At 73.4% G+C, this 26,026-nt stretch carries 22 protein-coding genes and 1 riboswitch; of the genes, 8 read left to right on the top strand and 14 right to left on the bottom strand.

Annotated elements, in window-relative coordinates; translation table 11 throughout:
* Nucleotides 1-153 precede the first annotated feature (153 nt).
* The 3 genes from ACIGXM_RS33945 to ACIGXM_RS33935 form a co-directional block, all read right to left on the bottom strand.
* Nucleotides 154-600 carry a hypothetical protein gene (locus tag ACIGXM_RS33945; RefSeq protein WP_396567818.1) on the bottom strand — a complete coding sequence of 149 codons (447 nt, stop codon included), beginning with the start codon at nt 598-600 and terminating at the stop codon, nt 154-156.
* A gap of 87 nt (nt 601-687) precedes the next feature.
* The gene (locus ACIGXM_RS33940) at nt 688-1,632 is read right to left on the bottom strand and encodes a C40 family peptidase (protein ID WP_396567816.1); all 945 of its coding nucleotides are present in this window, start codon (nt 1,630-1,632) and stop codon (nt 688-690) included.
* A gap of 310 nt (nt 1,633-1,942) precedes the next feature.
* Nucleotides 1,943-5,974 carry a helix-turn-helix domain-containing protein gene (locus ACIGXM_RS33935; protein WP_396567814.1) on the bottom strand — a complete coding sequence of 1,344 codons (4,032 nt, stop codon included), beginning with the start codon at nt 5,972-5,974 and terminating at the stop codon, nt 1,943-1,945.
* 187 nt (nt 5,975-6,161) lie between these two features.
* Between ACIGXM_RS33935 and ACIGXM_RS33930 the strand changes: the two genes are divergently transcribed.
* The gene (locus ACIGXM_RS33930) at nt 6,162-6,584 is read left to right on the top strand and encodes a MarR family winged helix-turn-helix transcriptional regulator (protein ID WP_396567812.1); all 423 of its coding nucleotides are present in this window, start codon (nt 6,162-6,164) and stop codon (nt 6,582-6,584) included.
* A 320-nt stretch (nt 6,585-6,904) separates the two neighbouring features.
* Here the strand turns inward: ACIGXM_RS33930 and ACIGXM_RS33925 are convergent, their stop codons facing one another.
* The 5 genes from ACIGXM_RS33925 to ACIGXM_RS33905 all read right to left on the bottom strand — a co-directional run bounded on the left by ACIGXM_RS33925 (nt 6,905) and on the right by ACIGXM_RS33905 (nt 10,882).
* Nucleotides 6,905-7,690: a LysM peptidoglycan-binding domain-containing protein gene (locus ACIGXM_RS33925; RefSeq protein WP_396567810.1), complete on the bottom strand. Its 786-nt coding sequence runs from the start codon at nt 7,688-7,690 to the stop codon at nt 6,905-6,907.
* A 7-nt stretch (nt 7,691-7,697) separates the two neighbouring features.
* Nucleotides 7,698-7,894: riboswitch (cyclic di-AMP (ydaO/yuaA leader) on the bottom strand.
* A 112-nt stretch (nt 7,895-8,006) separates the two neighbouring features.
* Nucleotides 8,007-8,438, bottom strand: a complete 432-nt coding sequence (locus ACIGXM_RS33920; RefSeq protein WP_396567808.1) for a hypothetical protein — start codon at nt 8,436-8,438, stop codon at nt 8,007-8,009.
* A gap of 127 nt (nt 8,439-8,565) precedes the next feature.
* Complete coding sequence (locus ACIGXM_RS33915; protein ID WP_396567806.1) at nt 8,566-9,396, bottom strand: heavy metal-binding domain-containing protein; 831 nt, start codon at nt 9,394-9,396, stop codon at nt 8,566-8,568.
* Between the two features lie 88 nt (nt 9,397-9,484).
* Nucleotides 9,485-10,429 carry a heavy metal-binding domain-containing protein gene (locus ACIGXM_RS33910; RefSeq protein ID WP_396567804.1) on the bottom strand — a complete coding sequence of 315 codons (945 nt, stop codon included), beginning with the start codon at nt 10,427-10,429 and terminating at the stop codon, nt 9,485-9,487.
* Nucleotides 10,430-10,612: 183 nt separating this feature from the next.
* Entirely contained in the window at nt 10,613-10,882 is a 270-nt protein-coding gene (locus tag ACIGXM_RS33905; RefSeq protein WP_396567802.1) for a hypothetical protein, read from the bottom strand.
* 213 nt (nt 10,883-11,095) lie between these two features.
* Between ACIGXM_RS33905 and ACIGXM_RS33900 the strand changes: the two genes are divergently transcribed.
* A complete protein-coding gene (locus tag ACIGXM_RS33900) occupies nt 11,096-11,893 on the top strand; it encodes an SAM-dependent methyltransferase (protein WP_396567800.1) in 798 nt (265 codons plus the stop codon).
* Nucleotides 11,894-11,905: 12 nt separating this feature from the next.
* On the opposite strand, the gene ACIGXM_RS33895 is transcribed toward ACIGXM_RS33900, so the two are convergent.
* Entirely contained in the window at nt 11,906-12,661 is a 756-nt protein-coding gene (locus ACIGXM_RS33895) for a beta-glucanase (protein WP_396567798.1), read from the bottom strand.
* A 198-nt stretch (nt 12,662-12,859) separates the two neighbouring features.
* On the opposite strand from ACIGXM_RS33895, the gene ACIGXM_RS33890 reads away from it, so the two are divergent.
* Complete coding sequence (locus tag ACIGXM_RS33890) at nt 12,860-13,129, top strand: GlsB/YeaQ/YmgE family stress response membrane protein (protein ID WP_396567796.1); 270 nt, start codon at nt 12,860-12,862, stop codon at nt 13,127-13,129.
* Between the two features lie 57 nt (nt 13,130-13,186).
* On the opposite strand, the gene ACIGXM_RS33885 is transcribed toward ACIGXM_RS33890, so the two are convergent.
* On the bottom strand, nt 13,187-13,552 hold the full coding sequence (locus tag ACIGXM_RS33885; protein ID WP_396567794.1) for a hypothetical protein: 366 nt from the start codon (nt 13,550-13,552) through the stop codon (nt 13,187-13,189).
* Nucleotides 13,553-13,626: 74 nt separating this feature from the next.
* A complete protein-coding gene (locus ACIGXM_RS33880; protein ID WP_396567792.1) occupies nt 13,627-15,198 on the bottom strand; it encodes a M1 family metallopeptidase in 1,572 nt (523 codons plus the stop codon).
* A 189-nt stretch (nt 15,199-15,387) separates the two neighbouring features.
* Between ACIGXM_RS33880 and nagB the strand changes: the two genes are divergently transcribed.
* Nucleotides 15,388-16,170 (top strand): glucosamine-6-phosphate deaminase, encoded by a 783-nt coding sequence (gene nagB, locus ACIGXM_RS33875; RefSeq protein ID WP_396567790.1) that lies wholly within the window; start codon nt 15,388-15,390, stop codon nt 16,168-16,170.
* A 64-nt stretch (nt 16,171-16,234) separates the two neighbouring features.
* Here the strand turns inward: nagB and ACIGXM_RS33870 are convergent, their stop codons facing one another.
* Both ACIGXM_RS33870 and ACIGXM_RS33865 read right to left on the bottom strand, forming a co-directional pair.
* A complete protein-coding gene (locus ACIGXM_RS33870) occupies nt 16,235-17,458 on the bottom strand; it encodes a glycoside hydrolase family 3 N-terminal domain-containing protein (protein ID WP_396567788.1) in 1,224 nt (407 codons plus the stop codon).
* A gap of 202 nt (nt 17,459-17,660) precedes the next feature.
* Nucleotides 17,661-18,572, bottom strand: a complete 912-nt coding sequence (locus ACIGXM_RS33865) for a DMT family transporter (RefSeq protein ID WP_396567786.1) — start codon at nt 18,570-18,572, stop codon at nt 17,661-17,663.
* Here ACIGXM_RS33865 and ACIGXM_RS33860 point away from each other — a divergent pair.
* Together ACIGXM_RS33860 and ACIGXM_RS33855 are read left to right on the top strand one after the other, a co-directional pair.
* Entirely contained in the window at nt 18,571-20,013 is a 1,443-nt protein-coding gene (locus tag ACIGXM_RS33860) for a PLP-dependent aminotransferase family protein (RefSeq protein WP_396567784.1), read from the top strand. The two genes, ACIGXM_RS33865 and ACIGXM_RS33860, sit on opposite strands and share 2 nt — an antisense overlap.
* Before the next feature lie 507 nt (nt 20,014-20,520).
* Entirely contained in the window at nt 20,521-22,551 is a 2,031-nt protein-coding gene (locus ACIGXM_RS33855) for a putative Ig domain-containing protein (protein WP_396567782.1), read from the top strand.
* Nucleotides 22,552-22,623: 72 nt separating this feature from the next.
* Here the strand turns inward: ACIGXM_RS33855 and ACIGXM_RS33850 are convergent, their stop codons facing one another.
* Nucleotides 22,624-23,607 carry a phosphatidylserine/phosphatidylglycerophosphate/cardiolipin synthase family protein gene (locus tag ACIGXM_RS33850; RefSeq protein ID WP_396567780.1) on the bottom strand — a complete coding sequence of 328 codons (984 nt, stop codon included), beginning with the start codon at nt 23,605-23,607 and terminating at the stop codon, nt 22,624-22,626.
* A 322-nt stretch (nt 23,608-23,929) separates the two neighbouring features.
* Here ACIGXM_RS33850 and ACIGXM_RS33845 point away from each other — a divergent pair, with 322 nt between their 5' ends.
* Together ACIGXM_RS33845 and ACIGXM_RS33840 are read left to right on the top strand one after the other, a co-directional pair.
* The gene (locus ACIGXM_RS33845; protein WP_396567778.1) at nt 23,930-24,388 is read left to right on the top strand and encodes a winged helix-turn-helix transcriptional regulator; all 459 of its coding nucleotides are present in this window, start codon (nt 23,930-23,932) and stop codon (nt 24,386-24,388) included.
* Between the two features lie 119 nt (nt 24,389-24,507).
* Nucleotides 24,508-26,025 (top strand): MFS transporter, encoded by a 1,518-nt coding sequence (locus ACIGXM_RS33840; protein ID WP_396567776.1) that lies wholly within the window; start codon nt 24,508-24,510, stop codon nt 26,023-26,025.
* The last annotated feature ends 1 nt before the right edge of the window (nt 26,026 follow it).

Below are 26,026 nucleotides of genomic sequence, written 5' to 3'. Positions count from 1 at the left end.
CAGTTCTGCGAGTAGGTCTCGCACCTGGACCGACCAGCCACTCGGGGGGGGGGGGGGGGGGGGGGGGGGGGGGGGGGGGCGGGCGCCCCCCCCCCCCCCCCCCCCCCCCCCGACTACGGTCTGTTCACCCGCTCCGGCCGACCGAGGGCCGGCCTACCACCAGTCGGTGCAGGTGATGGCCTGGTCCAGAGTCAGACCACAGGCCCGGAACCGGTAGTTGGGGTCGGAGCTGGTGGCCTTGGAGGGGGAGGTCTTCGACGAGTTGTCGCCGTGGTCGACCGCGAACGGACCGCACTGCAACCAGGTGCGACCACCGTCGCGGGTCCAGTCCATCCAGACGCTCTCGCCGGACCGGGTCGAGCCCTCGATCCTGGCGAAGCCGCGACCACCCGCGAGCTGCAACGAGATGGTGTCCGCGTCGTGGGTGACCGACCGCTCGACGGTGCCGCTCGCGTTGTCGGGGACGTCGACGAAGCCGTTGGCGCCGCCGGCGCAGTCCGAGGCGGAGGCCGTGGCCGGGCCGGCCGGGCCCACGATCAGCAGGCCGGCGCCGAGGGCGAGGGCGGCCGAGGCGACGGCTGCGGTTCGGAACCTGAACATGTTTCTCTCCTGGTGGTGGGGGTTGTCGCGGGGCGGCCGGGCCACCCCGCGGGGAGGGTGCGGAGGAGGTAGGGGAGGGACCCGGTGTCAGGTGCAGCTGGGCACGTTGTCCAGCCAGGCCGGTCCCTGGACGTAGATGTTGCTCAACCAGGCGTTGTAGTCCGGCAGGTAGGACCACGCGTCGTTGGTGACGCCCTCGGCGGTCACGCTCTCCGCGTGTTCCTGGCAGCTGACCCGGACGGTGGTCGACCCACTGAAGGCGTAGACCCGCGGGCTCGTGGTGGATGCCCGGCTGTGCGTCCAGACGCCCTCGCCCCAGGTCTGGAAGGTCGGGCCGGTCACCGGCCCGGTGTTGATCCGGACCGCGCCGTAGTAGTCGCCGTCCAGCCGGGCGTCGCTGACCATGACGCGCGTCCCCGACTGGCGGGCCTCCACCACCTTTCCGGCGCCGAGGTAGACGGCGATGTGATGGAGGTTGTCGGAGGTGCCGTAGACCAGCAGGTCACCCGGGAGCAGCGGGCCGCTGCCCTGGGCGGCGGTGAACCGCTGGTCGGCGTGGACGGTGTGGAACTGCTGGCCGGCGTCCCCGTTCAGGAGGTCCTGCCCGGCGGCCCGGGCGTAGGCGTAGCGGACCAGGCCGGAGCAGTCGAAGCCGAGGCGTGAGGGGTCGTCGTTGCTGGCCGGGTCGGTCGGGTCCACCTGACCGTAGGTCGGGCCGGGGGCCGGCCCGTGGCCGCCGCCCCAGCTGTACCAGACCCCGATCTGCTGGCAGGCCGCCCGCACCGCGCTCTCGGCCGCGGCCGAAGCGCCCGGGGCGAGGACGTCGCAGGTGTCGTCGGCGGGGGCGCCGACGGCTGCCGGTCTGACCGTCAGCGGGCCGACGGCCGGGGCGGCGCGGGCGGCGGTCGCGGTGAACGGTAGGGCGGCCAGCGCCAGCAGGCCGAGGACGGTGCCGGCAGTCCTGGCGCGGTGGTGGCGGTCGGCCCGGAGGGGGGCGCCGGCCCGGTGGCGTCCGTTGATCCGGAGGTTCATGGTGCTGCTCCACTTCGTCGGGTTCGTCGGGTTCGTCAGCGGACATCCGGCAGGCCGGGGACCGGCTGCGGGCAGCACGGATCAGCGGCCCGAACAGGCGTCAACAGGCGTCAGGGAGGGGGCTCGGCGGCCGGACCGGGGCGGTCGGCGGGACCGTGGGCGGTCGGTCCGGCCGCCGGTGGTTCGAGAGTGGCCGGTGCTGCCCGGTGGTGTCCAGGGGACGCCCGTCGCCCAGTCGGCCGGGAAACGGGAAACACCTGGGGAAACAGCGCTGAGCTGCGGAAACGCTGCGGAAACCCTGGGGCCAGCGCTACCCGCAGAGCGAGCGGTACGGCTGTTCGGGGAGCAGTTTGGCCCACCGGTCGGGCCCGCCGGCCAGCTCCCGGCAGATCCCGTTCTGCCGATCCCGGGTCCCGAAGGTCCACAGCCGCACGGTGCCGTCGCTCCCACTGCTGGCCAGTGTTCCGCCGTCCGGACTGAAACTGACGGACCACACGGCGCCGCCGTGTCCGGTGAGCGTGGTGGTGAGTTCGTGGCTGACGGTGTCCCAGGTGCGGACGGTGCCGTCGTTGCCGGCGCTGGCCAGGGTTCGCCCGTCGGGGGCGAAGGCGACGCCTCGCACGGATCCGGTGTGTCCGGTGAGCGTGGCGGTCAGCCGCTGGCCGGCGGTGTCCCAGGTGCGGACGGTGCCGTCGTTGCCGGCGCTGGCCAGGGTTCGCCCGTCGGGGGCGAAGGCGACGCCCCGCACGGCCCCGGTGTGACCGGTGAGGGTGGCGATCGGGCGCCGACCGCTCACATCCCAGAGTCGGACCGTCAGATCATCACTCCCCGAGGCGATGGTCCGGCCGTCCGGGCCGAAGGCGACGGCGTTGACGAAGTCGGTGTGCCCGCTGAGGATCCCCAACGGTCGCCGGGCCCGCACGTCCCAGAGCCGGACGGTCCGGTCCTCGCCCGCCGAGGCCAGCAGCCGCCCGTCCGGGCTGAACGCGACGGCGAACACCGAGCCGCGGTGGCCGCTCAACAACGCGACCTGCCGGCCCTCGGCGACGTCCCAGAGCCGGACCGTGCCGTCGGCGCCGGCCGAGGCCAGCAGCCGCCCGTCCGGGCTGAACGCGACCCCGAAGACCGAACTCCCGTGGCCGCGCAGGGTGGCGACCACGGTGCGCCGGGCGACGTCCCAGAGCGTGACGGCGTGGTCGGCGTCGGCCGCCGCGACGGTCCGGCCGTCCGGGCTGACCACGGACTGCCAGATCTCCGAGAACGGATGCAGGGTGAGCGCCGCGGCACCCCGGTCCCAGAGCACCGCCGACTGGTCGAAGCCCGCACTGGCGAGCAACTCGCCGTCGCTGCTGACCGCGACCCCCTGGACGTAGTCGGTGTGCCCGTACAGGGTGGCGACCGGGCGGCGGCTCGCCACGTCCCAGAGCCGGACGGTGCCGTCGCCGCTCGCACTGACCAGGGTCGCGCCCCGGTCCGCGTAGGCCACGCTGTTGACGTCGTCACTGTGGCCGGTGAGGGTGGCGAGCAGGGTGTGGCCGGCCGGGTCCCAGAGCCGGATGGTCCGATCGGCTCCGGCGGAGGCGAGGGTGTGTCCGTCCGGCCCGAAGGCGAGGCCGAGTACTTCGTCGGTGTGGCCGGTGAGGGTGCTGAGCAGGGTGTGGCTGGTGGTGTCCCAGATCCGGACGGTCTGGTCCGCCCCCGCGGAGGCGATGGTCCGGCCGTCCGGGCCGCAGGCCACCGCGAGTACCTCGTCGGTGTGGCCGGTGAGGGTGCTGAGCAGGGTGTGGCTGGCGGTGTCCCAGACCCGGACCGTCCGGTCGGCGCCACCGGAGACCACGGTCCGGCCGTCCGGGCTGTAGGCGACCGTGCGAACCACGCCGCCATGGCCGAAGAGCGTCACGGTCGGCTGGCGATCCGCCACGTCCCAGAGCCGGACCGTGCCGTCCGAGCTACCGGAGACGACCGTCCGGCCGTCCGGGCTGAACGCCACCGCCTTCACCGAGCCACCGTGCCCGGTCAGCGTGGCCTCCAATCGGCGATCGGCCACCGTCCACAGCTTCAGCGTGCCGTCCGAGCTGGCGGTGGCCAGCAGGGTGCCGTCGGGGCTGAACGCCACCGCGTTGACCGGTCCGGTGTGGCCCAGCAACCGCCCGGCGAAGGGCTGGGCCTGGGTGCTGAGCAGCGCGCTGCGCGCCTCGGCGGTCGGCGCCGTCCGGTAGGCCTCGTCGGCGAGCAGCATCGAGGCCTCGGGCCGGCCGGCGGCGAGCGCGGCGGACTCGGCCGCCATGGCCCTGGACTGCGCGATCCGCCGCTCGGCGAAGGCCGCCGCCCGCTGCTGGTAGGCCAGGCCGCCGGCGGCGACCGCCAGCACCAGCAGCGCGGCCAGGGTGACCAGCAACTGCCGGTCGCGCCGGACCTGCCGGCGCGCGGTGCGCCGGCGCTGGTACTCCTGGTCGTGACTGGCGGTCAGGAAGGCGGCCTCGCGCGGCGCGAGGGCGGTGAACCGGCTCGGATCCTGGATCCACTCACGGGCGGCGGCCAGCCGGGCGCCCTGGTACAGCAGCGCCGGATCGCGCCGCTCGCGCTCCCACTCGGCGGCCGCCTCGGTGAGCTGCTGGCGGACCAGGAGACCGGCGCGGTCGGCGTGCAGCCAGCCGCGCAGCCGCGGCCAGGCCCGGAGCAGCGCCTCGTGCGTGATCGAGACCGTCTCGCTGTCCACGGTGAGCAGCCGCGCCCGGACGAAGGCGTCCAGCACGGCGGCGGGGGAGGGCCGGGACCAGGTCGCGGCGCCGGCCGGGACGGTGGCGTCGGGTACCAGGGCGGAGCGGTAGGGCGGGCCCGGCTTCGGCAGTTGCTGCAACAGCTGTTCGCGACCGACCGGGCGGCGGGTCTCCTCGCTGTCGTCGCTGACGTGCACCAGCCGCAGCAGCAGATGCCGGGCGGTCTGCTGTTCGGCGGGGGAGAGCCGGGTGAAGACGTTCTCGGCGGTGGCGGCGATGGCGCCGTGGATCCCGCCGGTCCGCAGATAGCCGGCGACGGTCAGGGCCCGGCCCTCGCGCTGCTGCCAGGTCGCCAGCAGGGTGTGCGAGAGCAGGGGCAGCACGCCGGTCGGGCCGGGGCCGGAGTGCGGCTCGGGCAGACCGGGGTCGGCTCCGGCGTCGTGGGCGGGCAGGCCCAGATCGCGGAGCAGGACCTCGACCAGCCCGGGTTCCAGCAGCAGACCGGCCCTCGTGGTCGGTCGGGTGATCGACTCGCGGAGTTCGGCGCCGGTCATCGGGCCGAGCGCGAGCAGACCGTGGGTGAAGACCGGGACCAGTTCGGGATGTTCCAGGCAGCGACCGCAGAAGTCGGCGCGGACCCCGAGCACCACCACCGGCGGCGCGGTGGCGGCGCGGTCCGCGCTGTCCGGGACGGCGGACTCGGGCGTACCGGCGGAGCCGGCCGGCACCGGCTCGGCGACCGGCGGCACCGGCCCGGCCTGGTGCGGGATCCCTGCCGCGGCGCCGACCGCCGCGCCGGTGGGCCGGCCGCCGCGCGCGGCCTCGACCAGCTCGGTCAGGCCCGCGGCGGCCAGCGCGGCGGCGTTGGCGGCGGAGAGCCCGGAGCCGTCCGGCCCGACGGGTGCGGCCAGCAGGCAGAGCACCCGGACGAAGGTCCGTCGTTCCTCCTCGTCCGCGCAGAGGGTGAAGGCCTCCTCGAACTGGTCGACGACCAGGAGGAGCTCCTCGGCCGGCCCGACCCCGCCGAGGGCCCGGCGCAGTTCGGTCAGCGGGTGCGCGGTCGGCGTGCAGACCACCGCTCGGCGCCGGCCGAGCCCGCCCCGGGCGGCGGACCCGGCCCGCTCGAGCGCCGGTAGCAACCCCGCGTTGAGCAGTGAGGACTTCCCGGCCCCCGAGGGCGCGACCAGGGCCAGCGGCCCCCGCCCGGCCCGCTCGCCCAGGCGGTCGAGCAGCGCGCCGAGCGCGCCGTCGCGTCCGGCGAACCAGGCCGCCTCGTGCGGCCGGAAGGCGGCCAGCCCCGGGAACGGGCAGGGCACGTCCGGCTCGGGCGGCAGCCGCGGCACGTCGCATGCCGGCACCACACGCGGGGCCACCGGCCGCTCGGCGATCCGCAGCAGCGTCCCGTCGGCCCGCAACACCTGGTCGCAGCGCCGGGCCAGATCGGACCCGGCGGGCTTGCCACCGTTCTCGATCTTGCTCAGATACCCCTTGCTGTAGTGGACCAGCCGGGAGAGATCGGTGAGTGAGAGGCCGCGCGAGGTCCGCAGCCGACGGAGCGCGGCGCCGAACTCCTCCGTTTCGGGGGCCGATCCGGCCACCGGCGGATCCCCGTCCACGCGCACCCCCGTGACAGTACGTCAGCCCCACCCGGAGCCGCCCCGATCAGTCGCCGACAGGTTACCGGCTGTGACGAAAGGCCGGCGCCACGGTCACCGGAGTGGGTGACGGCGGTGTGCGGCCGAGGGCTTCCGGCGGCGGGGCCGCCCGGGCCGTACAGTTGTAGCGCACAACCGAGAGCTAGGAGCAGTCGTGACCGGCCGAGACGCGTCGATCGAGATCATCCAGCGTGAGCTGACCGCCTTCGCCCGGCGAGCCCGGCACAAGGCCTCCCAGTTGCACCCCGACCTCTCGCTGGTCACCTACAGCATGCTCGACCTGATGTACGAGCGCGGCGGCTGCCGGGCGGCCGACCTGGCCTCCTACTTCATGCTCGACAAGTCGACGGTCAGCCGGCAGGTCGGTTCGCTGGAGAAGCTCGGCCTGCTGCGCCGGGAGACCGACCCCGAGGACCACCGCGGCCAGATCCTGCGACCCACCGAGGCCGGCCTGGCCCTGCTGCGGGACGCCTACCAGCAGCGCCGGCAGTCCTTCACCGAGCGCTTCACCGAGTGGTCGGACGAGGACGTCGCCCGGCTCGCCGCGTACCTGGTCCGCTACGGCCAGGCGGACTGACGCCGCCTCGACCCGCCGGCCCGGCGGCACCGAACCCGGGAACGACCGCGGGGCCCGGTTCGCACGACGGCGAACCGGGCCCCGAGTGGCGACCGGTGGCCCGTGGCCGGGCGGACCCGCAGGCCCGCCGGACAGGCCGGCACACGTTTTCCCGATCGACGGAGGGAGTCGACGGCCCCGCTGGACGGTCCCGATCAGTGGACCGGATCCAGCGGGCTGGCCGACCGGCCCTCGCCGGCGGATCCCTGGGGGCGGATCCGCCGGTCAGACCTGCTCGGCAGGCCTGGTCATCGGCCTACGCCAGCGCTTGACGCGGTGGCTCAGTAGGCGTGGTGGATCTGCCAGAAGGCCCACGCGTCGTTCGGGCTGCCGTAGGTGGTGTTCATGTACTGCAGCGCCCAGCGCATCTGGGTGGCCGGGTTGGTCTGCCAGTCGGCGCCGGCCGAGGCCATCTTGCTGCCGGGCAGCGCCTGCGGCAGGCCGTAGGCACCCGAGGACGGGTTGGTCGCGGTGACGTTCCAGCCGCTCTCGTGGGTGATGATCTGGTCGAACGAGGCCAGCTGGTCGGCCGGAACGATGGTCGCGGCCAGCGCCTGCAGGCTGGCCGGGGTGTTCGCGACCGGGGCGGCGACCGGGACGGCGGTGACCTGGCCACCGGTCGGAGCGTTGGCGACCGTCGTCGACTGGCTGGCGTCCTGGGTGCTGGCGGCCGGCGCGGTGGACGGCTGCGGAGCGGGCTTGGCGGCGGTCGGGGCCTGCTGCTGCGCGCCGGAGGTCGGCAGGCTGCCGGTCAGGGTCAGCTGCTGGCCGGGGAAGAGCACGTCCGGACCCTTGGTCAGCACGGACTTGTTCAGGGCGTACAGCTTCTGCCAGCCACCCTGGACGTTGTGCGCGGTGGCGATCTTCGACAGCCAGTCGCCGCTGACCACGGTGTACTGCGCGGAGGCCGACCCGGCGGCCGGAGAGGAGGGCGCGGTCTGCGCGGTGGCGCCACCCGCGGCGGCGACGGTGATACCGGCACCGGCACCGGCCACCACGGCGGCCGCGACGACGCGCTTGAGGGTGTTGCGGCTGGGCAGGGTGGGACGGCCGTTGAAGGACATCATGAAGCGTGGTTCCTCTCCCACGCCTGCGAGGTGAGCTGTCGGATTCGGGCTGGAGTTGCCCGGCCGCGCGGAAGGCGCGACTTCACCCCTAGCCCCGCCCGGATCAACTCCGGGTGAGGCGGCTTACCTTGGGTCCCCCGCCCCTGCCGTGGTGCTCTGCACGTGCCCGTTCCGTCCGGCGGCAGGATTCGGCGTTCCGGGAAACGGGGTTCGTATGGGAACGAACGAGAAGCACCGTATGTGGGCCGGGGGTGATTGTACAACTTGTGTGACCTGTATCACGTTTAAGCCCGCCGCCGAACGGTCGGACGCCGGCTCAGTCGCCGAGGATCAGCCGCTCCAGCGCCGCGCGGGCCCGGGCGTCCGACCGGGCCCGCGCCGTCACGGCCGCCGCCAGCTCGCGGGCCCACTCGTCGAGCGGCACCGGCCGCCGGGACAGCACCACGCCCCGGACCACCCGGCACACCTCACCCGCCGGCCGTCCGTGCGCCACGCTGAGGATCAGCCGCTGGTCCTCCATCGAGACCTCGACCCGCTCGATCCGCCCGGGCCGGCCGGCCATCCGGTCGCCCATGCTGCGCTTGCGCTCGACCGCCACCGCGTCGGCCGGCAGCGCGTCCGCGAGCGCGCCGGTCAGCACCTGGGTGTAGACCTCCAGGTCGGCGGCGTCCCGGCGGAGGGCGGCCGCGAGCAGGTCGATCGAGCCCGGGTCCTCCGGAGCCGGTTCGAGCTCGCCGTGGTCGGTCATGTCGCTCCTTGATGCGATCGCTTGACGATCGGTTGACGGTTCGTCCGGCACACGGCGGGCAGGTCCCGCCGCGCCACCGGCAGGGCCGCCACAACAGGGCGCCCCGCCGGTCCAGCAGCCTACGGCGTCAGCCGTCCAGGCTCAGCACCATGGTGGGCCGCTCGATCTCGTGGTCGGCGCGCAGCGGCCGCACCGCCGTCCCGATCGCGAAGAACTCGGTGGTGTGCCCGCCCCAGCGGTGGTTGTGGGCGTTCAGCTGGACACCGACGATGCCCTCCGCGTGCAGCTCCTCCGCCTCCGCCTGCATCCGCGCCATCGCCAGCTCACGGGCGTCGTAGAGCGCCTGGGTGTACTGCTCGATCTCCACGTTCTTGCCGATGTTGGAGAAGACCGAGCCCATCCTCTGGTGCGCGATGTGGTAGACGCAGGTGCCCATGGTCATGCCGAGCGGCGCGTAGCCGGCCCGGATCAGCGTCCAGAAGTCCTGGCCGGACAGGTCGGAGGTGAACGGCAGGCCCTTGTTGTTGCGCCAGCTGGTGCCGCCGGGCGCGGGCTGGTCCGCCTTGACGGCGGTGCCGATCGCGATGAACTCGGCGATGTCGGAGCCGAACTCCCGGGCCTCCACGCTCAGCCGGACCCCGACGATGCCGTCCGCACCCAGCTGGGCGGCCTCGGCCTCCATCCGGGTCATCGCCAGCTCCCGCGCGTGGTACATCGCCTGGCTGAGCGTCTCCAGTTCCTGGTTCTTGCCCCAGCGCCCGAGCTGGATCCCGACGTGGTAGATCGAGCTGCCCAGGACCAGGCCGATCGGCTGGAACCCGGCCTCCCGGACCAGCAGGAACTCGTTGACCGACAGGTCGCTGGTGAAGATCGAGCCGGGCTTGCCGGGCTCCAGCTCGGCCAGCCGCCGCATCGCGTCGGCGGGCACACCCTGCGCGGTGGGATCGAAGGTGCTCATGTGGGTCGTTCTCCCCTGACTGTGCTGATGGCGGACGGCCTGACGACGGGCCGGACGAGGCGGGTACCGGCGCCGGGCCGGAGCTGGACTAGCGGCGGGCGGCCTGGGCGAGGCGGCGCCGCAGCCGGTCGCCGCCGCTCAGCGGCATGACCGTGAGCGTCCGCGGCTCGGCCGGGCGGGTGGCGAACCGGGCGATCGCGGTGCCGACCAGGGTGCTCTCCGCGATGTGGTCCGTCTGCTCGTTGTTCTGCGAGCTGCGGATGCAGGGCTCCTCCCACACCCGCAGATCGCTGTCGGCCAGGATCACGCCGTCGCCGCCGTGCCGCACGCCCTGGTGGTGCAGCTGGGCGCGGGCGTCGGCCCGGACGTGGTGGATCAGGGCGGTCCAGCCGTCGATCTCCTGGTTGGACCAGGAGAAGTTCTGCCGCCGGGTCAGGTAGTCGTCGTGGCGCACCCCGATCGACATCCCGACCAGCAGGTCCACCGGCACCCAGCCGGACGTGATCAGCTTGGCGAAGCCCTGGCCGTCCAGGTGCGAGGTGAACGGGCGGCGCGGCCGCACCGGGCCGATCGCCCGCACCGCGGTACCGATCACCTTGAACTCCAGGCAGTTCGGCGCGGCCGGGAAGGGAGCCATCGTCAGCTGTGCCGCCACCACGCCGTCGCCGCCCAGGGCCGCGCACTCGGTGGTCATCCGGCCCAGCGCGGTGCGCCGCGCCGAGTCCATCACCTGGACCAGCCCGGCGGAGGGCGCGCCGTTGCCCGACAGGGCGATTCCGGCGGTGCCGTATCCGCCGCCGAGGCGACCCGCGCCGGCGTAGAGGCAGGAGTGGTAGCCCCAGTACTGGCCGCTGCGGCCGACGTGGTAGACCGCCGACCCCATCACCTGGCCGACCGGTTCGAACCCGACCGACCTGATCGCGGCGAACTCGCCCGTCGACAGCGCCGACGACCACGTCCCGCTGGCCCGCCCCTCGGCGACCCGCGCCGCGGCGGTGGGCGGCAGACCCGCCCCGCTCCACGACTCCGTCATGCGTCCACACCCGTTCCTGTCCGGCCGGTCCGGCGTTCCTGGCGGAGGCCCCCCGGTGAGGTCCGACAAGGCACCCTATGCGGTAGCTCCGGCCGGGCGCAGCCGACCGGACCGGACAGCCGCCGAACCAGGACAGAACCGTAACGCCCCACCTCACCGGGTGTGCGGGAGGGGGCACATCGATCAGCCCGTCCGCCAACCCCGCGGATCGACGCCGCCGGGCACCGTCTCGCCCGGTCCGCACGGCTCGCGGGGCAGCACGGGGCCGCCGATCCCCGGGCGGCCGACCGCCCCCTCGGCGGTCCGCACCACCTGCGGGGTTCGGCCCCGGTAGTGGCCCTCCGGCTCGGATCGGAACCGCGAGGCGCGGGGCGGGCCGTAGCCGGCGGTCAGCTCCTCGCCGTCCGCGGCGACGGGCCGGCGCGTCTCGGCGGGGGTGGGCTCGGCGAACACCTCCTCGTCGCCGGCGGGGAGGAAGGCGGCCAGGCGGCCGGCCCGGCGGTGTGGCTGAGCAGCTGGTGGACGGTCAGCTCGGGTACCCCGGCCGGAACGTGGGCCTCGGCCGGGCCGGGTCGGCGGTCGCGGGGCCTGTGGGAGGGGGTGGCGCGCGGCGTGGTTATGCTTCGGCCAACCGCGAACGGGCGGTCGAACCACGAGGGGGCGCACGTGCAGCAGTCCGAGAACGAACGCGACATGACGGGACTTCAGACCGACCGCCCGCATCCCGCCCGGATCTACGACTACTGGCTCGGCGGCAAGGACAACTTCCCGCCGGACCGGGCCGCCGCCGAGCACGCCATCGGCGCGGCCGCCGACATCCCGGCCGCGGCCCGGGAGAACCGCGCCTTCCTGCGGCGCGCGGTGCGGATGTGCGCGCAGGCGGGCATCCGCCAGTTCGTCGACGTCGGCGCGGGGCTGCCCTCGCCGGGCAACGTGCACGAGGCGGCCCACGTGGTGGCGCCGGACGCCCGGGTGGTCTACGTCGACAACGACCCGATCGTGCTGACCCACGGCCGGGCGCTGCTCGCCGACAACCGCACCACCACCGTCCTGACCGGCGACATCCGCGAGCTGGACGAACTCTTCGAACGCCCCGAGCTGCGTGCCCTGGTGGACTTCGACCAGCCGGTGGCGGTCCTGCTGCTCGCGGTCCTGCACTTCGTCGGCGACGAGGAGGCCCGGGCGGCGGTCGAGCACGTCCGCAGCCGGGTCGCCCCCGGCAGCTACCTGTTGCTCTCGCACAGCACCCACGAGGGCAGCCCCGAGCGGGCCGCGGAGGTCGTCAAGACCTGGGACAACACGGCCTCCGGCATCCGGCTGCGCGGCCGGGCGGAGGTGACCCGGTACCTGGACGGCTGGGAGATCCAGGAGCCGGGCGTCGACTTCGTTCCGCTCTGGCGTCCGGAGGGCCCGACCGAGGGCACCACCCGCTGGATGTACGCGGGAGTCGGCCGCAAGCTCTGAGCGGGGCCCGACTCAGCGGAGCACGGTCAGCGAGTGGCAGGTCCAGGAGAGGCCGCCGGGGTGCGCCGGATCCGGGCGCGGGTGGTAAGTGCCGTCGCTGACGGACATGTTGATGATCAGGTAGGCGCTGAACGAGGTGCCGACCCCGCGCTGGTCGGCGAAGACCTGGGAGCCGTTGACGTACCAGGTGACGGCGTGCGCGCCGAGCACGACGGTGAGGTCGATCGTCGCGCCCGGCGCGACCTCGCCGCTCGGGTCGTTCCAGTACAGCTGGGTTCCGCCGAGGTGGTTGGAGAGTTCGAGTATCGCCGGGTGGTCCGGGTGGTACTCGACGAGGTCGACCTCGTTGTCGCCGTCCCGCCAGGTCCAGAGCGCCGGCCAGGCCCCGATGCCGGTCGGCAGGGTGAACCGGCCCCGCACCACGTCGCCGGCGCGGACCTGGAAGGCCTGCGGGCTGCCCTCGGTGGTCAGCAGGTCGCAGTCCCAGAGGTCGTCCCCGCGGCGCGGGGTGGCCGCGAACACGCCGTCGGAGCAGTCGCGGACGGTCAGGTGGTCGAGCTTGTGGTCGGACCGGTTGGTCGGTCCCATCCGCGGATAGGCGCTGGTCCGGCCCGCCATCCACTGCCGGGCGGAGCCGAAGTCGGCGGTGAAGACGGTGGCGCGCCCGGCCGCGGGGTCGGGTCCGGTCGGGGTCGGGGAGGTCGGCCCGGTGTCGGGAGGCGGCTCGGGTTGGGTGCCGGGCGCGACTGAGCCGGTCAGCCGGGACAACCATGACGAGATATCAGACCACCAGGCCATGACAGCCTCCGGGACGGGCAGGGGTGATCGGCGCGTCATACACGCTCCGTACGAGCCTCTTACCCTCCGTGTCCACGGCTATGCGAACGGTCTGCCGCCCGGCAGCGGATGCCGGGTCGACCGGTCTCGGCTTAGCCTGTGAGGGCCGTTCGGCCAACTGGAGGCGTCATGTTCCAGATCGTGTGGATCCTCATCATCGGCTTGATCCTCGGCGTGCTGGCCCGAATGCTGCTCCGCGGCAAGCGGCCGATCCCGCTCTGGCTCACCATCGTGCTCGGTGTCGCGGGCGCGCTGCTGGGCAACGCCGCGTCGGGCTGGATCGGGGTGCGCCACACCTCCGGCATCGACTGGATCCGGCACCTGCTGCAGATCGGTTTCGCGGTCGTCCTGGTCGGCCTGGTCAGCCCGATGTGGCTGAAGCGGAGGGTCAGACGGTAGCGATCGGCACCGGTCCGGCCGCGCCCGGCGAGGGGCGCGGCCGGACCGGTGAGCTGCTCAGCGGAGCAGGCCGGTGCCCCCGCCCGCCTTGACGGCCTCCACCGCGTGCTGGTGCAGCGCCCGGGCGGTGTTCTCGTCACCGGCCGGCAGCGGACTGCCCTCCAGGGTGTGCCAGTCGAGCGCGCCGGTGTACTGAACGGTCAACACGGCCTCGGAGCCGGTCCAGGTGGTGTGCACGGTGAGGTCGCCGGTCATCACGCCGACCTCCACGGTCCGTACTCCGCCCGGCCCGGAGTTCAGGTGCTTGGTGGTCCAGGCGGCCCAGCAGGTCGGCTCCTCGGCCCCGGCCGGACGGCCCGGGCCGGCTGTTGTGCTCCTGGTCGGGCTCCCGGTGTTCTCGATGCTGCTGTCGCTGCTGCCCATGTCGGCCTCCGGTCGCTGTCGGTCGCTGTCGGCACGGTCCGGGCGGTGTCGCCCGGACCCCGGTGTGGTACCGCCTACCCCTGTGGGCGGCGCTGAGACCCCGGCGCGGCGGGGGAGTCACCGGCCGCGGCCGGCGTGGGGAACGGCCGGCGAGGGGGCGCGGCCTCGTCCTGCCGGTGCGCTCCGGCGGCCGGGCCGGTGGTCACGGCGGTGGTGGTCCAGTCGGGGTGGTGCGGCATCGGCGGCGTCCGGCTCCCGTACAGCCAGGCGGTCAGGAAGCCGTGCAGGTCCTGCCCGGAGACCTCGCTGGCGGTGTCGATGTAGTCCCGGGTGGAGGCGCTGGAGTTGCGGTAGCGCCGCAGGAAGGTCCGCTCGATCCGGTCGAAGACGCCGGGGCCGACCTGCTCGCGCAGCGCGTAGAGGACCAGCACACCGCCCAGGTAGCGCTGGTCGTCGAAGAGGTCCGCCTGGCCGGGGGCGGCCACCGGGCCGGAGTCGTGCCGCCACTGGTCGCCGCGCGCGTAGGTGTCCCGCATCCGGGCGTCCAGTGTGGTGAGGCCGAGCCCGTCGGGCCAGCCGCGTTCGTAGCGGTAGAGCAGGCCGTAGAAGTCGGCGTGGCCCTCGTTCAGCCAGAGGTCGGCCCAGGTGCGCGGGCTGACGCTGTCGCCGAACCAGGAGTGCACCAGCTCGTGCATCATGTGCGCGCCGATCAGCCGCTCCGGCTGCTTGAGGAAGTCCGGCTTGTAGAGGGTGAGGGTCTGGGTCTCCAGGCCGGTGAAGCCGAAGGCCCTGGGATCGTCGCTGTTGACCGGCAGCAGCCCGTAGGTCTCCAGCGGGAACGGGCCGAGGCGCTGCTCGATCCAGGACAGCTGGCCGGTGGTGAGGGCGAGGGCGGGGGCGAGCTCCGAGGCCCGGGCGGTCGGCACGGCGTCACGCAGCGGCAGCCCGTCCGGTCCCGGGTGGCTGATCACGGTGAGCGAGCCGACCGCGGCCTGGACCAGCTCGGGGGCGATCGGGTCGCGGGAGACGAAGGTGCGGGTGACCAGGCCGTCGTGGCGCAGCTCGCCGGTCGGTGAGCCGTTCGCGACGGCGCCGGTGCCCTCCGGAGTGGTGAGGTGGATGGTGAAGGCGGCCTTCTCGGCGGGCAGGTCGTCGCAGGGGAAGACGGTGTGGGCGCTCGCGGGCTGGGGGGCCAGCGCGAAGCCGTCGGGGGTGGGCACCCAGCCGGTGTGCGGGAGGGGCCTGCGCGGGTCGGCGGTGTAGGTGATCCGGACGGTGAGCACGGCCCCGGCCGCGATCGGGCGGGTCGGGACGATCGTCAGCTTCTCGTCGTGCGGGGTGAAGGCGGCGGGCCGGCCGTCGACCCGGACCTGGTGCACGTCCAGGCCCAGGCAGTCGAGTTCGAAGCGGGTGAGGTGCTGGGTGCTGCGCGCGGTCAGCGTGACGGTGGCGTCGACCGTACGAGGGACGGGGTGGTAGTCGAGGTCCAGGTCGTAGCCGAGCGCGTGGTAGCCGTGGTTACCGAGAGTGGGGAAGACCGGATCGCCGTGGGAGGCCGGTGGGGGCGTCGGGGCGGCGCTGGCGGTGCCGGCCACCAGGGCCAGTACGAGCGCCGCGGCGGGGGCGAGCAGGGGGCTGACCGGCATGGGCACCGCTTCCGTCCGTAGGGGATCCGTGACGCATGGTAGCGGCGGGGCGGTGTGCGCCGAGGTGTGCGCGGGCATGGGCGCGCCGCACCTCGTGAAGGGTGGGACGGTGCTGGGCCGTCCGGGTGATCGCCGCTCTGCTAGATTGGTCTACACCACTTAGAGGATGCTTCGGAGACGGGGATCGGCATGGAAGTTGTGATTGTTCCGGACGCGGCGGCCGGCGGCGAGCTGATCGCCTCGGCGATCGCGCACCTGCTCACCGGCAAGCCCGACGCGCTCCTCGGAGTGGCCACCGGCTCGACCCCGCTGCCGATCTACCAGGCCCTCGCGACCAAGGTCCGGCAGGGCGCCGTGGACGTCTCGCGGGCCCGGGTCTGCCAGCTCGACGAGTACGTCGGACTCCCGGCCGGGCACCCCGAGTCCTACCGCTCGGTCGTGCTGCGCGAGGTGGTAGCCCCGCTCGGCCTGAGCGAGGACGCCTTCCTCGGCCCGGACGGCGGCGCGGCCGACATCGCCGCCGCCTGTGCCGCCTACGACCGCGCGCTGGCCGAGGCCGGCGGCGTGGACCTGCAGCTGCTGGGCATCGGCACCGACGGGCACATCGGCTTCAACGAGCCCTGCTCCTCGCTCGCCTCCCGGACCCGGATCAAGACGCTGACCCAGCAGACCCGGGAGGACAACGCCCGGTTCTTCGACAGCCTGGACGAGGTCCCGCACCACGTGATCACCCAGGGCATCGGCACCATCCTGGAAGCCCGCCACCTGGTACTGCTGGCCACCGGTGAGGCCAAGGCCGAGGCGGTCGCGCTCTCCGTCGAGGGTCCGCTCTCGGCGCTGGTGCCGGCCTCGGCCCTGCAACTGCACCCGCACGCGACCGTGGTGGTGGACGAGGCGGCGGCCTCCGAGCTCAAGCTCGCCGACTACTTCCGCGCCACCTACGCGGCCAAGCCCGCCTGGCAGCACCTGTAGGAACCCCACGCGACAGCGGCGGCCCGTCCGCCGTCGTCTCACCGCCCGCCGCCGGGGACGGCCGTCAGTGCAGGCCGTCGCGCAGCGCGGTGACCCGGTCGACGGCGGCGGAGAAGCCGGTCTGGTCGAGCTGTCCCGCGCTCAGCGCGTCGGCCAGCGCGTCGGTGGCCTGCTCGCCCTCGCCGGGGTCCTGTGCCGAGCAGAGCAGCAGGTCCATCCCGGCGGACGCGGCGCCGACCGCGCGCTGGCCGGTGTCGCCGAAGGCCCGCAGCGCGCCGGCCTCCAGCGCGTCGGTGACGGTGACACCGTCGTAGCCGAGCCGGCCGCGCAGCTCGCCCTGCACCACGGCGGGGGAGAGGCCCGCCGGCCGGGTGGCGTCCAGCGCCGGGTAGACCGCCCAGGAGAGCATGACCAGCTTCACCCCGGCGCCGATCGCGGCCGGGTAGGGCGCCTCGTCGGTGCCGCGCAGCTGCTGGAGGGACTCCGCCAGGGTGACCGGGCCGGTGTCGGTGTTCTGGCCGGTGGGCGCGGTCCCCAACCCGGGGAAGTGCTTGGCGGTCGCGGCCACCCCGGCCTGCTGCTGGGCGGCGATGAAGGCGCTGCCCAGGGTGGCGACGCTGGTGGGGCTCTGGGCGTAGGAGCGCTGGCTCTGGTCGATGAAGTTGCCGGGCTGGTCGTAGACGTCCAGCACGGGCGCGAGATTGACGTTCAACCCGAAGCCGGTCAGGTTCTGCCCGGCGCCGGTCCCGGCCTGCGCCGCCGCCGCGGCGGCGGCCGGCGCGGTCTGGCCGATCTGGCGCTCGGACAGCTCCGGGGCGCCGGGCAGGCGCCGGATCAGGCCACCCTCCTGGTCGGTCATCAGCAGCAGCGGCGAGTGCACCGGACTCTGCTGCTGGGCCTGCCGCAGCGTCTGGACGGCTGCCCGGAACTGGTCCGGGTCGTGGTAGTTGGCCCCGAAGAAGATCACCCCGGCGGCCTGGCCGGCCCGGATGTCCTGGAGCAGTGACTGCGGTGGGGTGAGGCCCGAGTAGGAGTAGACGACCCGCTGGCCCGCGAGTTGCCGCGGGGTCAGACCGGCCGTGGTCGTGCCCGGCGCGCCCGCTGACGGGTCGCTCGCCGAGGGCCCCGTGCTCGGCGAGGAGGCCGCGAACGGGGACGCGGGGACGGCCGGCGGCCGGCTGGCGCGCGACTGGGCAGGCTCGCGCTGGGCCTCCGACTCCTGCACCGACGCGTAGGCGGTGAGCAGCAGCACGCAGCAGCCGACCATCCAGCGGGCGGGCGAGGACAAGGTCGTTCTCCTGTGGTTCACAGTGCCCGGGACGGCTCCGGCCTGGTGGTCGGTTCCGGCACCCGGGCCGGGCGGCCCAGCCTACGCGGCCTCCTCCCACACCCGCGCGACGTCTTCGGGCGGACGAATGCCCCTCCGATCGGTGCTGACGTGCCGTCCGCGCCGATCGGACGCTCGGCCGAACGGGTGATGCACCCGCCGATCAGGCCCGCTGGGTGACCGCCACGCAGAGCAGCACCGCCACCGCCGTCAGCGGTGTCGCGGCGCCCAGCCGCTCGCCCAGCAGCGCCGCCGACCACACCAGGGTCAGCAGCGGCTGGGCGAGCTGCAGCTGGCTGGCCCGGGCCACCCCGACCTCGGCCATCCCCCGGTACCAGACCATCAGCCCGATGAACTGCGAGACCAGCGCCAGGTAGAGCAACCCCAGCACGGCCTGCCCGGTGGGGTGGACCGGCTCCAGGAGGGTGGCCAGCGCGGCCGCCGGCGCGGTCAGCGGCAGTGCGCCGACCAGCGCCCAGCCGATCACCTGCCACCCGGGCAGCACCAGGGCCAGCCGCCCGCCCGCCACGTAGCCGGCCGCGCAGACCAGCAGCGAGGCGAAGAGCAGCAGGTCCCCGGTGGTCGGCCGCCCCTGGCTCTGCGCCAGCGCGAAGACGACCACCGCCGCCGTCCCGGTCAGCGCCGCGAGCCAGAAGGCGCGCGAGTGCCGGGTCCGGGTGACGACCGCGGCCAGCGCCGCGGTGGCCAGTGGCAGGGCGCCGATCACGACGGCGGCGTGCGAGGTCTGCGTGGTCCGCAGCGCGAGCGTGGTCAGCAGCGGGAATCCGACGACGACGCCGAGCCCGACCACGGCCAGTGTCGGCCAGTGCCGTCGCTCGGGCGGTGGCACCCGCGCGGCCAGCAGGCAGCCGCCGGCCGCACCGGCCGCGAGCACCGCGCGCAGGGTGACCGTGCTCCACGGTCCGAACCCGCCGAGCGCCCAGTGCGTGGCGGGGAAGGTGAACGAGAAGATCGCCACCCCGAGCGCGGCGAGCGACGTCCCGCGCACCGGACGGCTGGGCCGGGCCTGAACCGCTATCCCGAGGTCGGCTGTAACGCTATCTTTGGTTCTCATGAATAACGGTATCAGCGCGGAGGATCTGGCGAAACTGCTCCGTGACGAGGTGAAGCGCTTCTCGCCCGGCGAGCGACTGCCGTCCAGTCGCGCGCTGGTCGAACGGTTCCGCTCCAGCCCGGTCACGGTCTCCCGCGCGCTGGCCGTGCTGGCCGCCGAGGGGCTGGTGGTCACCCGGCCCGGCGCCGGCACCTACCGCGCGCGGGGGCCGGCCGTCCCCGCCGTCCCCGTCCGTCCCGCCGACACCTCCTGGCAGCAGATCGCGCTCAGCGCCGAGGGCGCCGGCGACGCGGCCCCGCGCACCGTCGACGCCTCTGGCGTGCTCGCCACCCTGACCGCCCCGCCACCCGGCGTGATCGCGCTCAACGGGGGTTACCTGCACCCCACGCTCCAGCCCGAGCAGGCCCTCGGCGCCGCGCTCGCCCGGGCCGCCCGCCGCCCCGGCGCCTGGGACCGGCCGCCGATGGCCGGGCTCACCCCGCTGCGCGCCTGGTTCGCCCGGGAGACCGGCGGCACGGTCGGCACGGCGAACGTGCTGATCACCGCGGGCGGCCAGGCCGCGCTCACCACCGCGTTGCACGCCCTCGCGGCACCCGGCGCACCGGTCCTGCTGGAGTCGCCCAGCTACCCCGGCGCGTTGGCGGTGGCCCGCGCGGCCGGGCTGCGCCCGGTCCCGGTGCCGGTGGACGCCGACGGCGTGCGCCCCGACCTGCTCGCCGAGGCCTTCGCGGCCACCGGCGCCCGGGTCTTCTTCTGCCAGCCGCTCTTCCAGAACCCGACCGGCACGGTGCTCGGCGCCGAGCGGCGTCGCCAGGTTGTCGGGATCGCCCGGGCGGCCGGCGCGTTCGTCGTCGAGGACGACTTCGCCCGCCGCCTGGCGCACGGCGGCCCGTTGCCACCGCCGCTGGTCGCCGAGGACCAGGACGGCACCGTCGTGCACGTCACCTCGCTCACCAAACCCACCTCGCCGAGCCTGCGGGTGGGCGCGCTGATCGCCCGGGGCCCGGTGCTGGAACGGCTGCGCGCGATCCAGGTGGTGGACAGCTTCTTCGTGCCGCGCCCGCTCCAGGAGGCCGCGCTCGAACTCGTCGGCGCGCCCGCCTGGCCGCGCCACCTGCGCGCGGTCGCGGCCGGCCTGCGCGAGCGCAGCGCCGCGCTGCTTGCCGCCCTCGGGCGCGAACTGCCCTGCGCGGAACCGGAGTACGCCCCCAGCGGCGGCTACCACCTGTGGCTGCGGCTGCCGTTCGGCACCGACGAGACCGCGCTGACGGCCGCCGCGCTGAGCCAGGGCGTGGCGGTCGCGCCGGGTCGCCCGTACTTCGTGGCCGAGGCCCCGGCGCCGCATCTGCGACTGAGCTTCGCCGACACCGCCAACGTCGACGAAGTCGGCGAGGGGGTACGGCGGTTGGCCGCGGCCGGTGCTTCGATCGGCCTGGGCTGACCACGCCGGCCGGGAGTCGGGGCCGTACCCCGGAAATTCTCATCTAGGCCCCGGTAGCCCACAGGTTGGCGGTGCCGCCGGCCCGTCAGTCACCGGGGGTTACTGGCGGGTTGGCCCTGCGAGGGCGTGAGCTGGCAGCTCGGTTCGGCGCGGGTCGCGCGTCGGCTGGTGTGGGAACCGGGAGTGACGCGGTGTCAATCCCGCCATAGGCCGTAAAAGCCCTCTACCGCAGCATTACCGTCCATGCGCTGTGCCTTGTCGGCCCGCAACCGGCTCCGCTACCTTCGTCTCCCCGGACCCATGCCCCATCGGGTGGGGTACCGGCCCCCACAATGTCATGCCCATGATCTGTCACTCTCCGTACGGAAGGGCGTAACCCGTCCGTTCCTTCGGCGTGGGCATGGTCTGCACGTGCGCGATTCCCTGTCCCCGGGCCGGCACGTCCATCGGCGACCCCACACGGGTGTTGACCCAGTGCCGCCCCCACTCCCTTGGGAGGGCTGTCAGTTGCACACCGCCAACCGTTCCGCGCCGCGACGGAGCCTGCGTAGAACAGCGCTTTCCGTCGCGTCGGTGGGCGCCCTGATCACCGGTGGCCTCGCGGCCGCCGCGCCGGCCATGGCCGGCACCCCCGCCGTCACGGCGCTCCCGGCCGACGTGCACCAGGTCTGCTCGGCCCCGCACCCCGGTGAGATGTCCTGCCTGGCGCTGAAGCGCACAGACGTCCACCCGCACCTCGCCTCGACCTCGCCGAACGCCACGGTGTCCGGCTTCGGCCCGACCGACCTGCAGTCCGCCTACAACCTGGCCTCGGCCGCCGCCGCGAACGGCGGGGGCGAGACGGTGGCCGTCGTGGACGCCTTCGACGACCCCAACGCCGAGAGCGACCTGGCCGTCTACCGCAGCCAGTACGGCCTGCCGGCCTGCACCACCGCCAACGGCTGCTTCACCAAGGTCAACGAGAACGGCCAGGCCAGCCCGCTGCCCTCGCCGGCGCCGTCGAGCGACGACTGGACGGGGGAGGAGTCCCTCGACGTCGACATGGTCTCGGCGATCTGCCCCAACTGCCACATCGCGCTGGTCGAGGCGAGCTCCGAGAGCAACGACGACCTGGGCACCGCGGTGAACGCGGCGGTCAACCTGGGCGCCAAGTTCGTCTCCAACAGCTACGGCGGTTCCGAGGCGTCGAACGACACCACCTACGACAGCGAGTACTACGACCACCCGGGTGTCGCCGTCACCGCCTCCTCCGGTGACAGCGGCTACGGCGTCGAGTACCCGGCCGCGTCCCAGTACGTGACCGCGGTCGGCGGCACCTCGCTCTCCACCGCCTCCAACGCGCGCGGCTGGACCGAGTCCGTGTGGAGCACCTCCTCCACCGAGGGCGCCGGCTCCGGCTGCTCGGCCGACGACCCGAAGCCGTCCTGGCAGAAGGACACCGGCTGCAGCATGCGCACCGTCGCCGACACCGCCGCGGTGGCCGACCCGGCCACCGGCGTCGCCGTCTACGACACGTACAACAGCAACGGCGGCTGGAACGTCTACGGCGGCACCTCGGTGGCCTCACCGATCATCGCCTCGGTCTACGCGCTGGGCGGCACCCCGGCGGCCGGCTCCACCCCGGCCTCCGACATCTACGCCCACACCTCGGCCCTGAACGACGTGACCACCGGCTCGACCGCGACCTGCACGCCGGCCTACCTCTGCACCGCGGAGGTCGGCTACGACGGCCCGACCGGTTGGGGCACCCCCAACGGCATCACCGCGTTCTCCAGCGGCACCTCCACCGGCAACACGGTGTCGGTGAGCAACCCGGGCAACCAGAGCGGCACGGTCGGTACGGCCGCGTCGTTGCAGATCAGTGGTACTGACTCGGCGTCGGGTCAGACGTTGAGCTACTCCGCGACGGGTCTGCCGACGGGTCTGTCGATCTCGTCGAGTGGTCTGATCTCGGGTACCCCGAGTGCCGCGGGCAGCTACAGCGTGACGGTGACGGCGAAGGACAGCACCGGTGCCACCGGTTCCACCAGCTTCAGCTGGACCATCGCCAGCTCCGGTGGCGGCTGCACCTCCGCCCAGCTGCTCGGCAACCCCGGCTTCGAGACCGGCACCGCCGCGCCCTGGACGGCGACCGCCGGCGTCATCAACAACGACATGATCGACGAGCCGTCCCACTCCGGTAACTGGGACGCCTGGCTGGACGGCTACGGCGCCGCCCACACCGACACCCTGTCGCAGGCCGTCACCGTCCCGACCGGCTGCGTCAACGCCCAGCTCTCCTACTGGCTGCACGTCGACACCGACAAGACCACCAGCCAGGCGCAGGACACCCTCAAGGTCGAGGTGATCAGCGGCTCCAGCACGACCACCCTGGCCACCTACTCCAACCTGAACGCGAACAACGGGTACACCCAGTACTCGGTCAACCTCGCGCCCTACATCGGCAAGAGCATCACGGTGAAGTTCGTCGGCACCGAGAACAGCTCGCCCGAGCAGACCAGCTTCGTGCTGGACGACACCGCCCTCAACGTCTCCTGACGCCACGTCGGTGGACATGACCGTGCCCGGCCGCTCCTGGAGCGGCCGGGCACTTCGTCGTTGCTACCGCCGTCAGGAGGGGGTGCCGCCCGCGAAGTCGCTGTTGAAGCTGGACTCGATGACCGACGCGACGCCGTGGTCCTGCAGGATGATGCCGAGCTCGCGGTTGCTGCCCAGCGAGTTGCTGGTGACGTTCATCGAACCGGCCTCCACGGTCTCGGTGGAGAGGCCGTAGTCGGCGACGATCGCCTTGGCGTGGATGTAGAACCCGGTGCTGGAGGAGTAACCCACCACGGTGGCACCGGCGTTCTCCACCTCGGAGATCTCCGAGGAGTAGCTGGAGGGGTTCTCCAGCGCGATCCGCACGGTCACGCCGTTGGAGGCCGCGTTCGCGATCGCGTCCACCACGGCCTGGTCGCTGAACTCCTCCTCCTCGATGTCGAGGCTGGTGGTGGCGCCGTTGATGACGCTCAGGAGCCGGCTCTCGGAGTCGGTGGGCGACCAGAGCAGGTTGTCGCCGTCGCTCGGGGTGATCGCGGTGTGCGCGTAGTCGGCGTTGAAGACCTGCTCGATCGCGTTGACGTCGTTGGCGTCGTTGTCGAAGACGCCGTAGTCGCGGCTGGTCGGGTAGTACTTGGCGGTGAGGTTGCCGGTGAGGATCAGCGACTCGGTGCCGTCGACCGTGATGGTCTTCTGGTGCGTGTAGTAGTACGTGGTGGACGAGTAGACCACGCCCACCCCGGCCGCCTGCAGCGCGGAGTACGCCGCCGCGTTGGTGGACTTCTCCCGCTCGTCCAGGATGACCCGGACGTCCACACCCGCTCTCTCCCGCGCGATCAGGTCGTTGACCGCCGTGGTGTCGCTGAGCTCGTACATCGTCATGTCGAGCGTCTTGGTGGCGGAGTTGATGAAGGAGTAGATCGTCGGCTCGCTGGAACCCAGGTCGAACGCGAACGCCGAGTACGTCGTCGCCGCGTGTGCCGGGAACCCGGCACTCAGCGTGACGGCGCAGGCGGCGATGGTGACCGCGGCGCGACGTATGGAAGCACGGATCATGGATGCAACTCCTGGGGGTATCACTGGGGACATGACGGATCGTCGACTGTCAGGCGGTAGGGGACGCCTCGTCAATTCAGAGAACCACGCGCGTAGAACGCCTGAAAAGGCCTCTGCGGTGAACTTGTCGTGTCCACTTTCTGTGTCTGATCTGACGCGTCGACAGTCGACGGAGGTCCGACCGCCGAAGATGCGCACGGGATACCGGTCGCCAACTGCGCGGTGATGGCCGGATGAACGGGCGGGAGGAGCCTTCCACCGGCGTGGGCGCGGAGGCCGTGTGGGTTGGAAAATCCAATGGACTGTGTCCTAGGCTGGGCGCATGAGTCCAGCAGCCACCGCCCGCCCCTGTTCGATCGCCGACACCCTGGCGGTGGTCGGCGACAAGTACGCCCTGCTGGTGCTGCGCGAGGTCTTCTTCGGCGTGCACCGCTTCGACGCCATCGCGCGCAACGTGGGGGCGCCGCGCGACATCCTGGCCGCCCGACTGCGCAAGCTGGTGGACGCCGGCGTCCTGGAGAAGGTGCTCTACCAGGAGCGCCCGGCGCGCTACGAGTACCGGGCCACGGCGGCCGGGCAGGAGCTGCGGCCGGTCCTGCTGCTGCTCAAGGAGTGGGGCGACCGGCACCTGGCGGAGGTGGCGCCGGTGGTCTGGGAGCACGACTGCGGAGCCGACCTCGACCCGGTGCTGTGCTGCCGCGCCTGCGGACGGCGGGTGCACCGTGCGGACGTGGCCCCCCGCTTCCAGGTCCCCGGCTGGTCCGCCACCGGCCCCGCCTGACCTTCACCTCCGCGTCGACCCGCTGCTCCGGAGCCCCGCGGGTAATTCGTTCGACCTCGGCCGGCCTCTCCCTATACGTTGTAGAAGACATATACGCCGTACAAGAAGGGGGAGCGGGCATGTCCCAGGCCGAGCGCCGGGCGGACCGATGGCTGATTCTCGCCGTCATCTGCCTTGCCCAACTCGTCGTGGTGCTCGACAACACCATCCTCAACGTCGCCGTTCCCTCCCTCACCCGGGAGCTGGGCGCCACCACCGCGCAGACCCAGTGGGTGATCGGCGCCTACTCGCTGGCCCAGGCCGGGCTGTTGATCGCCGCCGGCGGCCTCGCCGACCGGTACGGGCGCAAGAAGGTGCAGCTGCTCGGGCTCGCGCTGTTCGGGGTCGGGTCGCTCGGCGCCGCGCTGGCCGGCAACCCGGGGGAGCTGATCGCGGCGCGCGCGGGCATGGGCGTGGGTGGCAGCCTGCTGCTGGCCACCAGCCTCGCCATCATCGTGCGCACCTTCGACGCGGACGAGCAGCCCAAAGCCATCACCATCTGGACCGCCATCGCCTCGGTGGGCGTCGCGCTCGGACCGGTGATCGGCGGGGTGCTGATCGAGCACTTCTGGTGGGGCTCCGTCTTCCTGGTGAACCTGCCGGTGGCCGCCCTCGGCCTGATCGCCGTCGCCTGGCTGGTTCCCGAGTCCAAGGACCCGCGCGGCGACCGGCCCGACCTGCTCGGCGCGGTGCTCTCCACGGCCGGGCTGGTCGGCGTGGTGTACGCGATCATCCAGGGCCCCGGCACGGGCTGGACCGGCTCACGCACCCTGGTCGCCGGCGGGCTCGGCCTGCTGTTCCTGCTGGCCTTCGTGCTGTGGGAGCGCCGGATCGAACACCCGCTGCTGGACCTGGCGTTCTTCCGCAACGCCCGGTTCCGCGGCGCGATCTCCGGCGGCGTGCTGGTCAGCTTCGGCATGGGCGGCTCACTCTTCCTGCTCACCCAGCACCTGCAGTTCGTGCTCGGCTACGGTCCGCTCTCGGCCGGCCTGCGCACCGCGCCGATGGCCCTCACCGTCATCGCGCTCAACCTCACCGGCGTGGGCATGCGCCTCACCATGAAACTCAGCCCGCCGATCGCCATCGCGAGCGGCCTGACCCTGCTCGCGGCCGGCCTGGCCGCGATCGCCGAGTTCGGGCGCGACGGCTCCTACCCGGGGATCCTGCTCGGCCTGGTGCTGATGGGCGCGGGGGTGGCCTGCGCGCAGCCCGCCATGGCCGGCGCGATCATGACGTCGATACCGCCGGAGAAGGCCGGCATCGGCTCCGGTCTGATGGGCACGCTCAGCGAGTTCGGCAACTCGCTCGGCGTCGCCGTGCTGGGCGCGGTGCTCACCGCCGGGTTCGCCGGGTCGCTGCCCGCCGGACTGCCCGACTCGGCGGCCCGCTCGCTGCCCGAGGCGCTCGCCGCCGCCGGGCCGTCCGCCGCCCACCAGGTGCGCTCCGCCTTCGCGGACAGCCTCACCACCAGCCAGCTGATCGGAGCCGTCGCCGTGCTGCTCGGCGGGTTCCTGGCCGCCTGGCTGCTGAGCCGGGCGGGCACGGCGCAGCCCGTACCCGCTGCTCAGCAGGGTGAGCCGGTCACACAGGAAGGCTGAC

It is taken from the genome of Kitasatospora sp. NPDC052896 (genome assembly GCF_044547075.1).
In the GTDB taxonomy this organism is placed as follows: Bacteria; Actinomycetota; Actinomycetes; order Streptomycetales; family Streptomycetaceae; genus Kitasatospora.
Note: the sequence above shows the minus strand (reverse complement) of the source record. Positions and strands in the feature narration are given on the sequence as shown.

Bases quoted from the DNA above. Each gene is read 5' to 3' on its own strand.
- ACIGXM_RS33945 (WP_396567818.1), bottom strand. From the start codon at position 600: ATGTTCAGGTTCCGAACCGCAGCCGTCGCCTCGGCCGCCCTCGCCCTC.
- ACIGXM_RS33940 (WP_396567816.1), bottom strand. From the start codon at position 1,632: ATGAACCTCCGGATCAACGGACGCCACCGGGCCGGCGCCCCCCTCCGG.
- ACIGXM_RS33925 (WP_396567810.1), bottom strand. From the start codon at position 7,690: ATGATGTCCTTCAACGGCCGTCCCACCCTGCCCAGCCGCAACACCCTC.
- ACIGXM_RS33920 (WP_396567808.1), bottom strand. From the start codon at position 8,438: ATGACCGACCACGGCGAGCTCGAACCGGCTCCGGAGGACCCGGGCTCG.
- ACIGXM_RS33915 (WP_396567806.1), bottom strand. From the start codon at position 9,396: ATGAGCACCTTCGATCCCACCGCGCAGGGTGTGCCCGCCGACGCGATG.
- ACIGXM_RS33910 (WP_396567804.1), bottom strand. From the start codon at position 10,429: ATGACGGAGTCGTGGAGCGGGGCGGGTCTGCCGCCCACCGCCGCGGCG.
- ACIGXM_RS33890 (WP_396567796.1), top strand. From the start codon at position 12,860: ATGTTCCAGATCGTGTGGATCCTCATCATCGGCTTGATCCTCGGCGTG.
- ACIGXM_RS33885 (WP_396567794.1), bottom strand. From the start codon at position 13,552: ATGGGCAGCAGCGACAGCAGCATCGAGAACACCGGGAGCCCGACCAGG.
- ACIGXM_RS33880 (WP_396567792.1), bottom strand. From the start codon at position 15,198: ATGCCGGTCAGCCCCCTGCTCGCCCCCGCCGCGGCGCTCGTACTGGCC.
- nagB (WP_396567790.1), top strand. From the start codon at position 15,388: ATGGAAGTTGTGATTGTTCCGGACGCGGCGGCCGGCGGCGAGCTGATC.
- ACIGXM_RS33860 (WP_396567784.1), top strand. From the start codon at position 18,571: ATGAATAACGGTATCAGCGCGGAGGATCTGGCGAAACTGCTCCGTGAC.
- ACIGXM_RS33865 (WP_396567786.1), bottom strand. From the start codon at position 18,572: ATGAGAACCAAAGATAGCGTTACAGCCGACCTCGGGATAGCGGTTCAG.
- ACIGXM_RS33850 (WP_396567780.1), bottom strand. From the start codon at position 23,607: ATGATCCGTGCTTCCATACGTCGCGCCGCGGTCACCATCGCCGCCTGC.
- ACIGXM_RS33845 (WP_396567778.1), top strand. From the start codon at position 23,930: ATGAGTCCAGCAGCCACCGCCCGCCCCTGTTCGATCGCCGACACCCTG.
- ACIGXM_RS33840 (WP_396567776.1), top strand. From the start codon at position 24,508: ATGTCCCAGGCCGAGCGCCGGGCGGACCGATGGCTGATTCTCGCCGTC.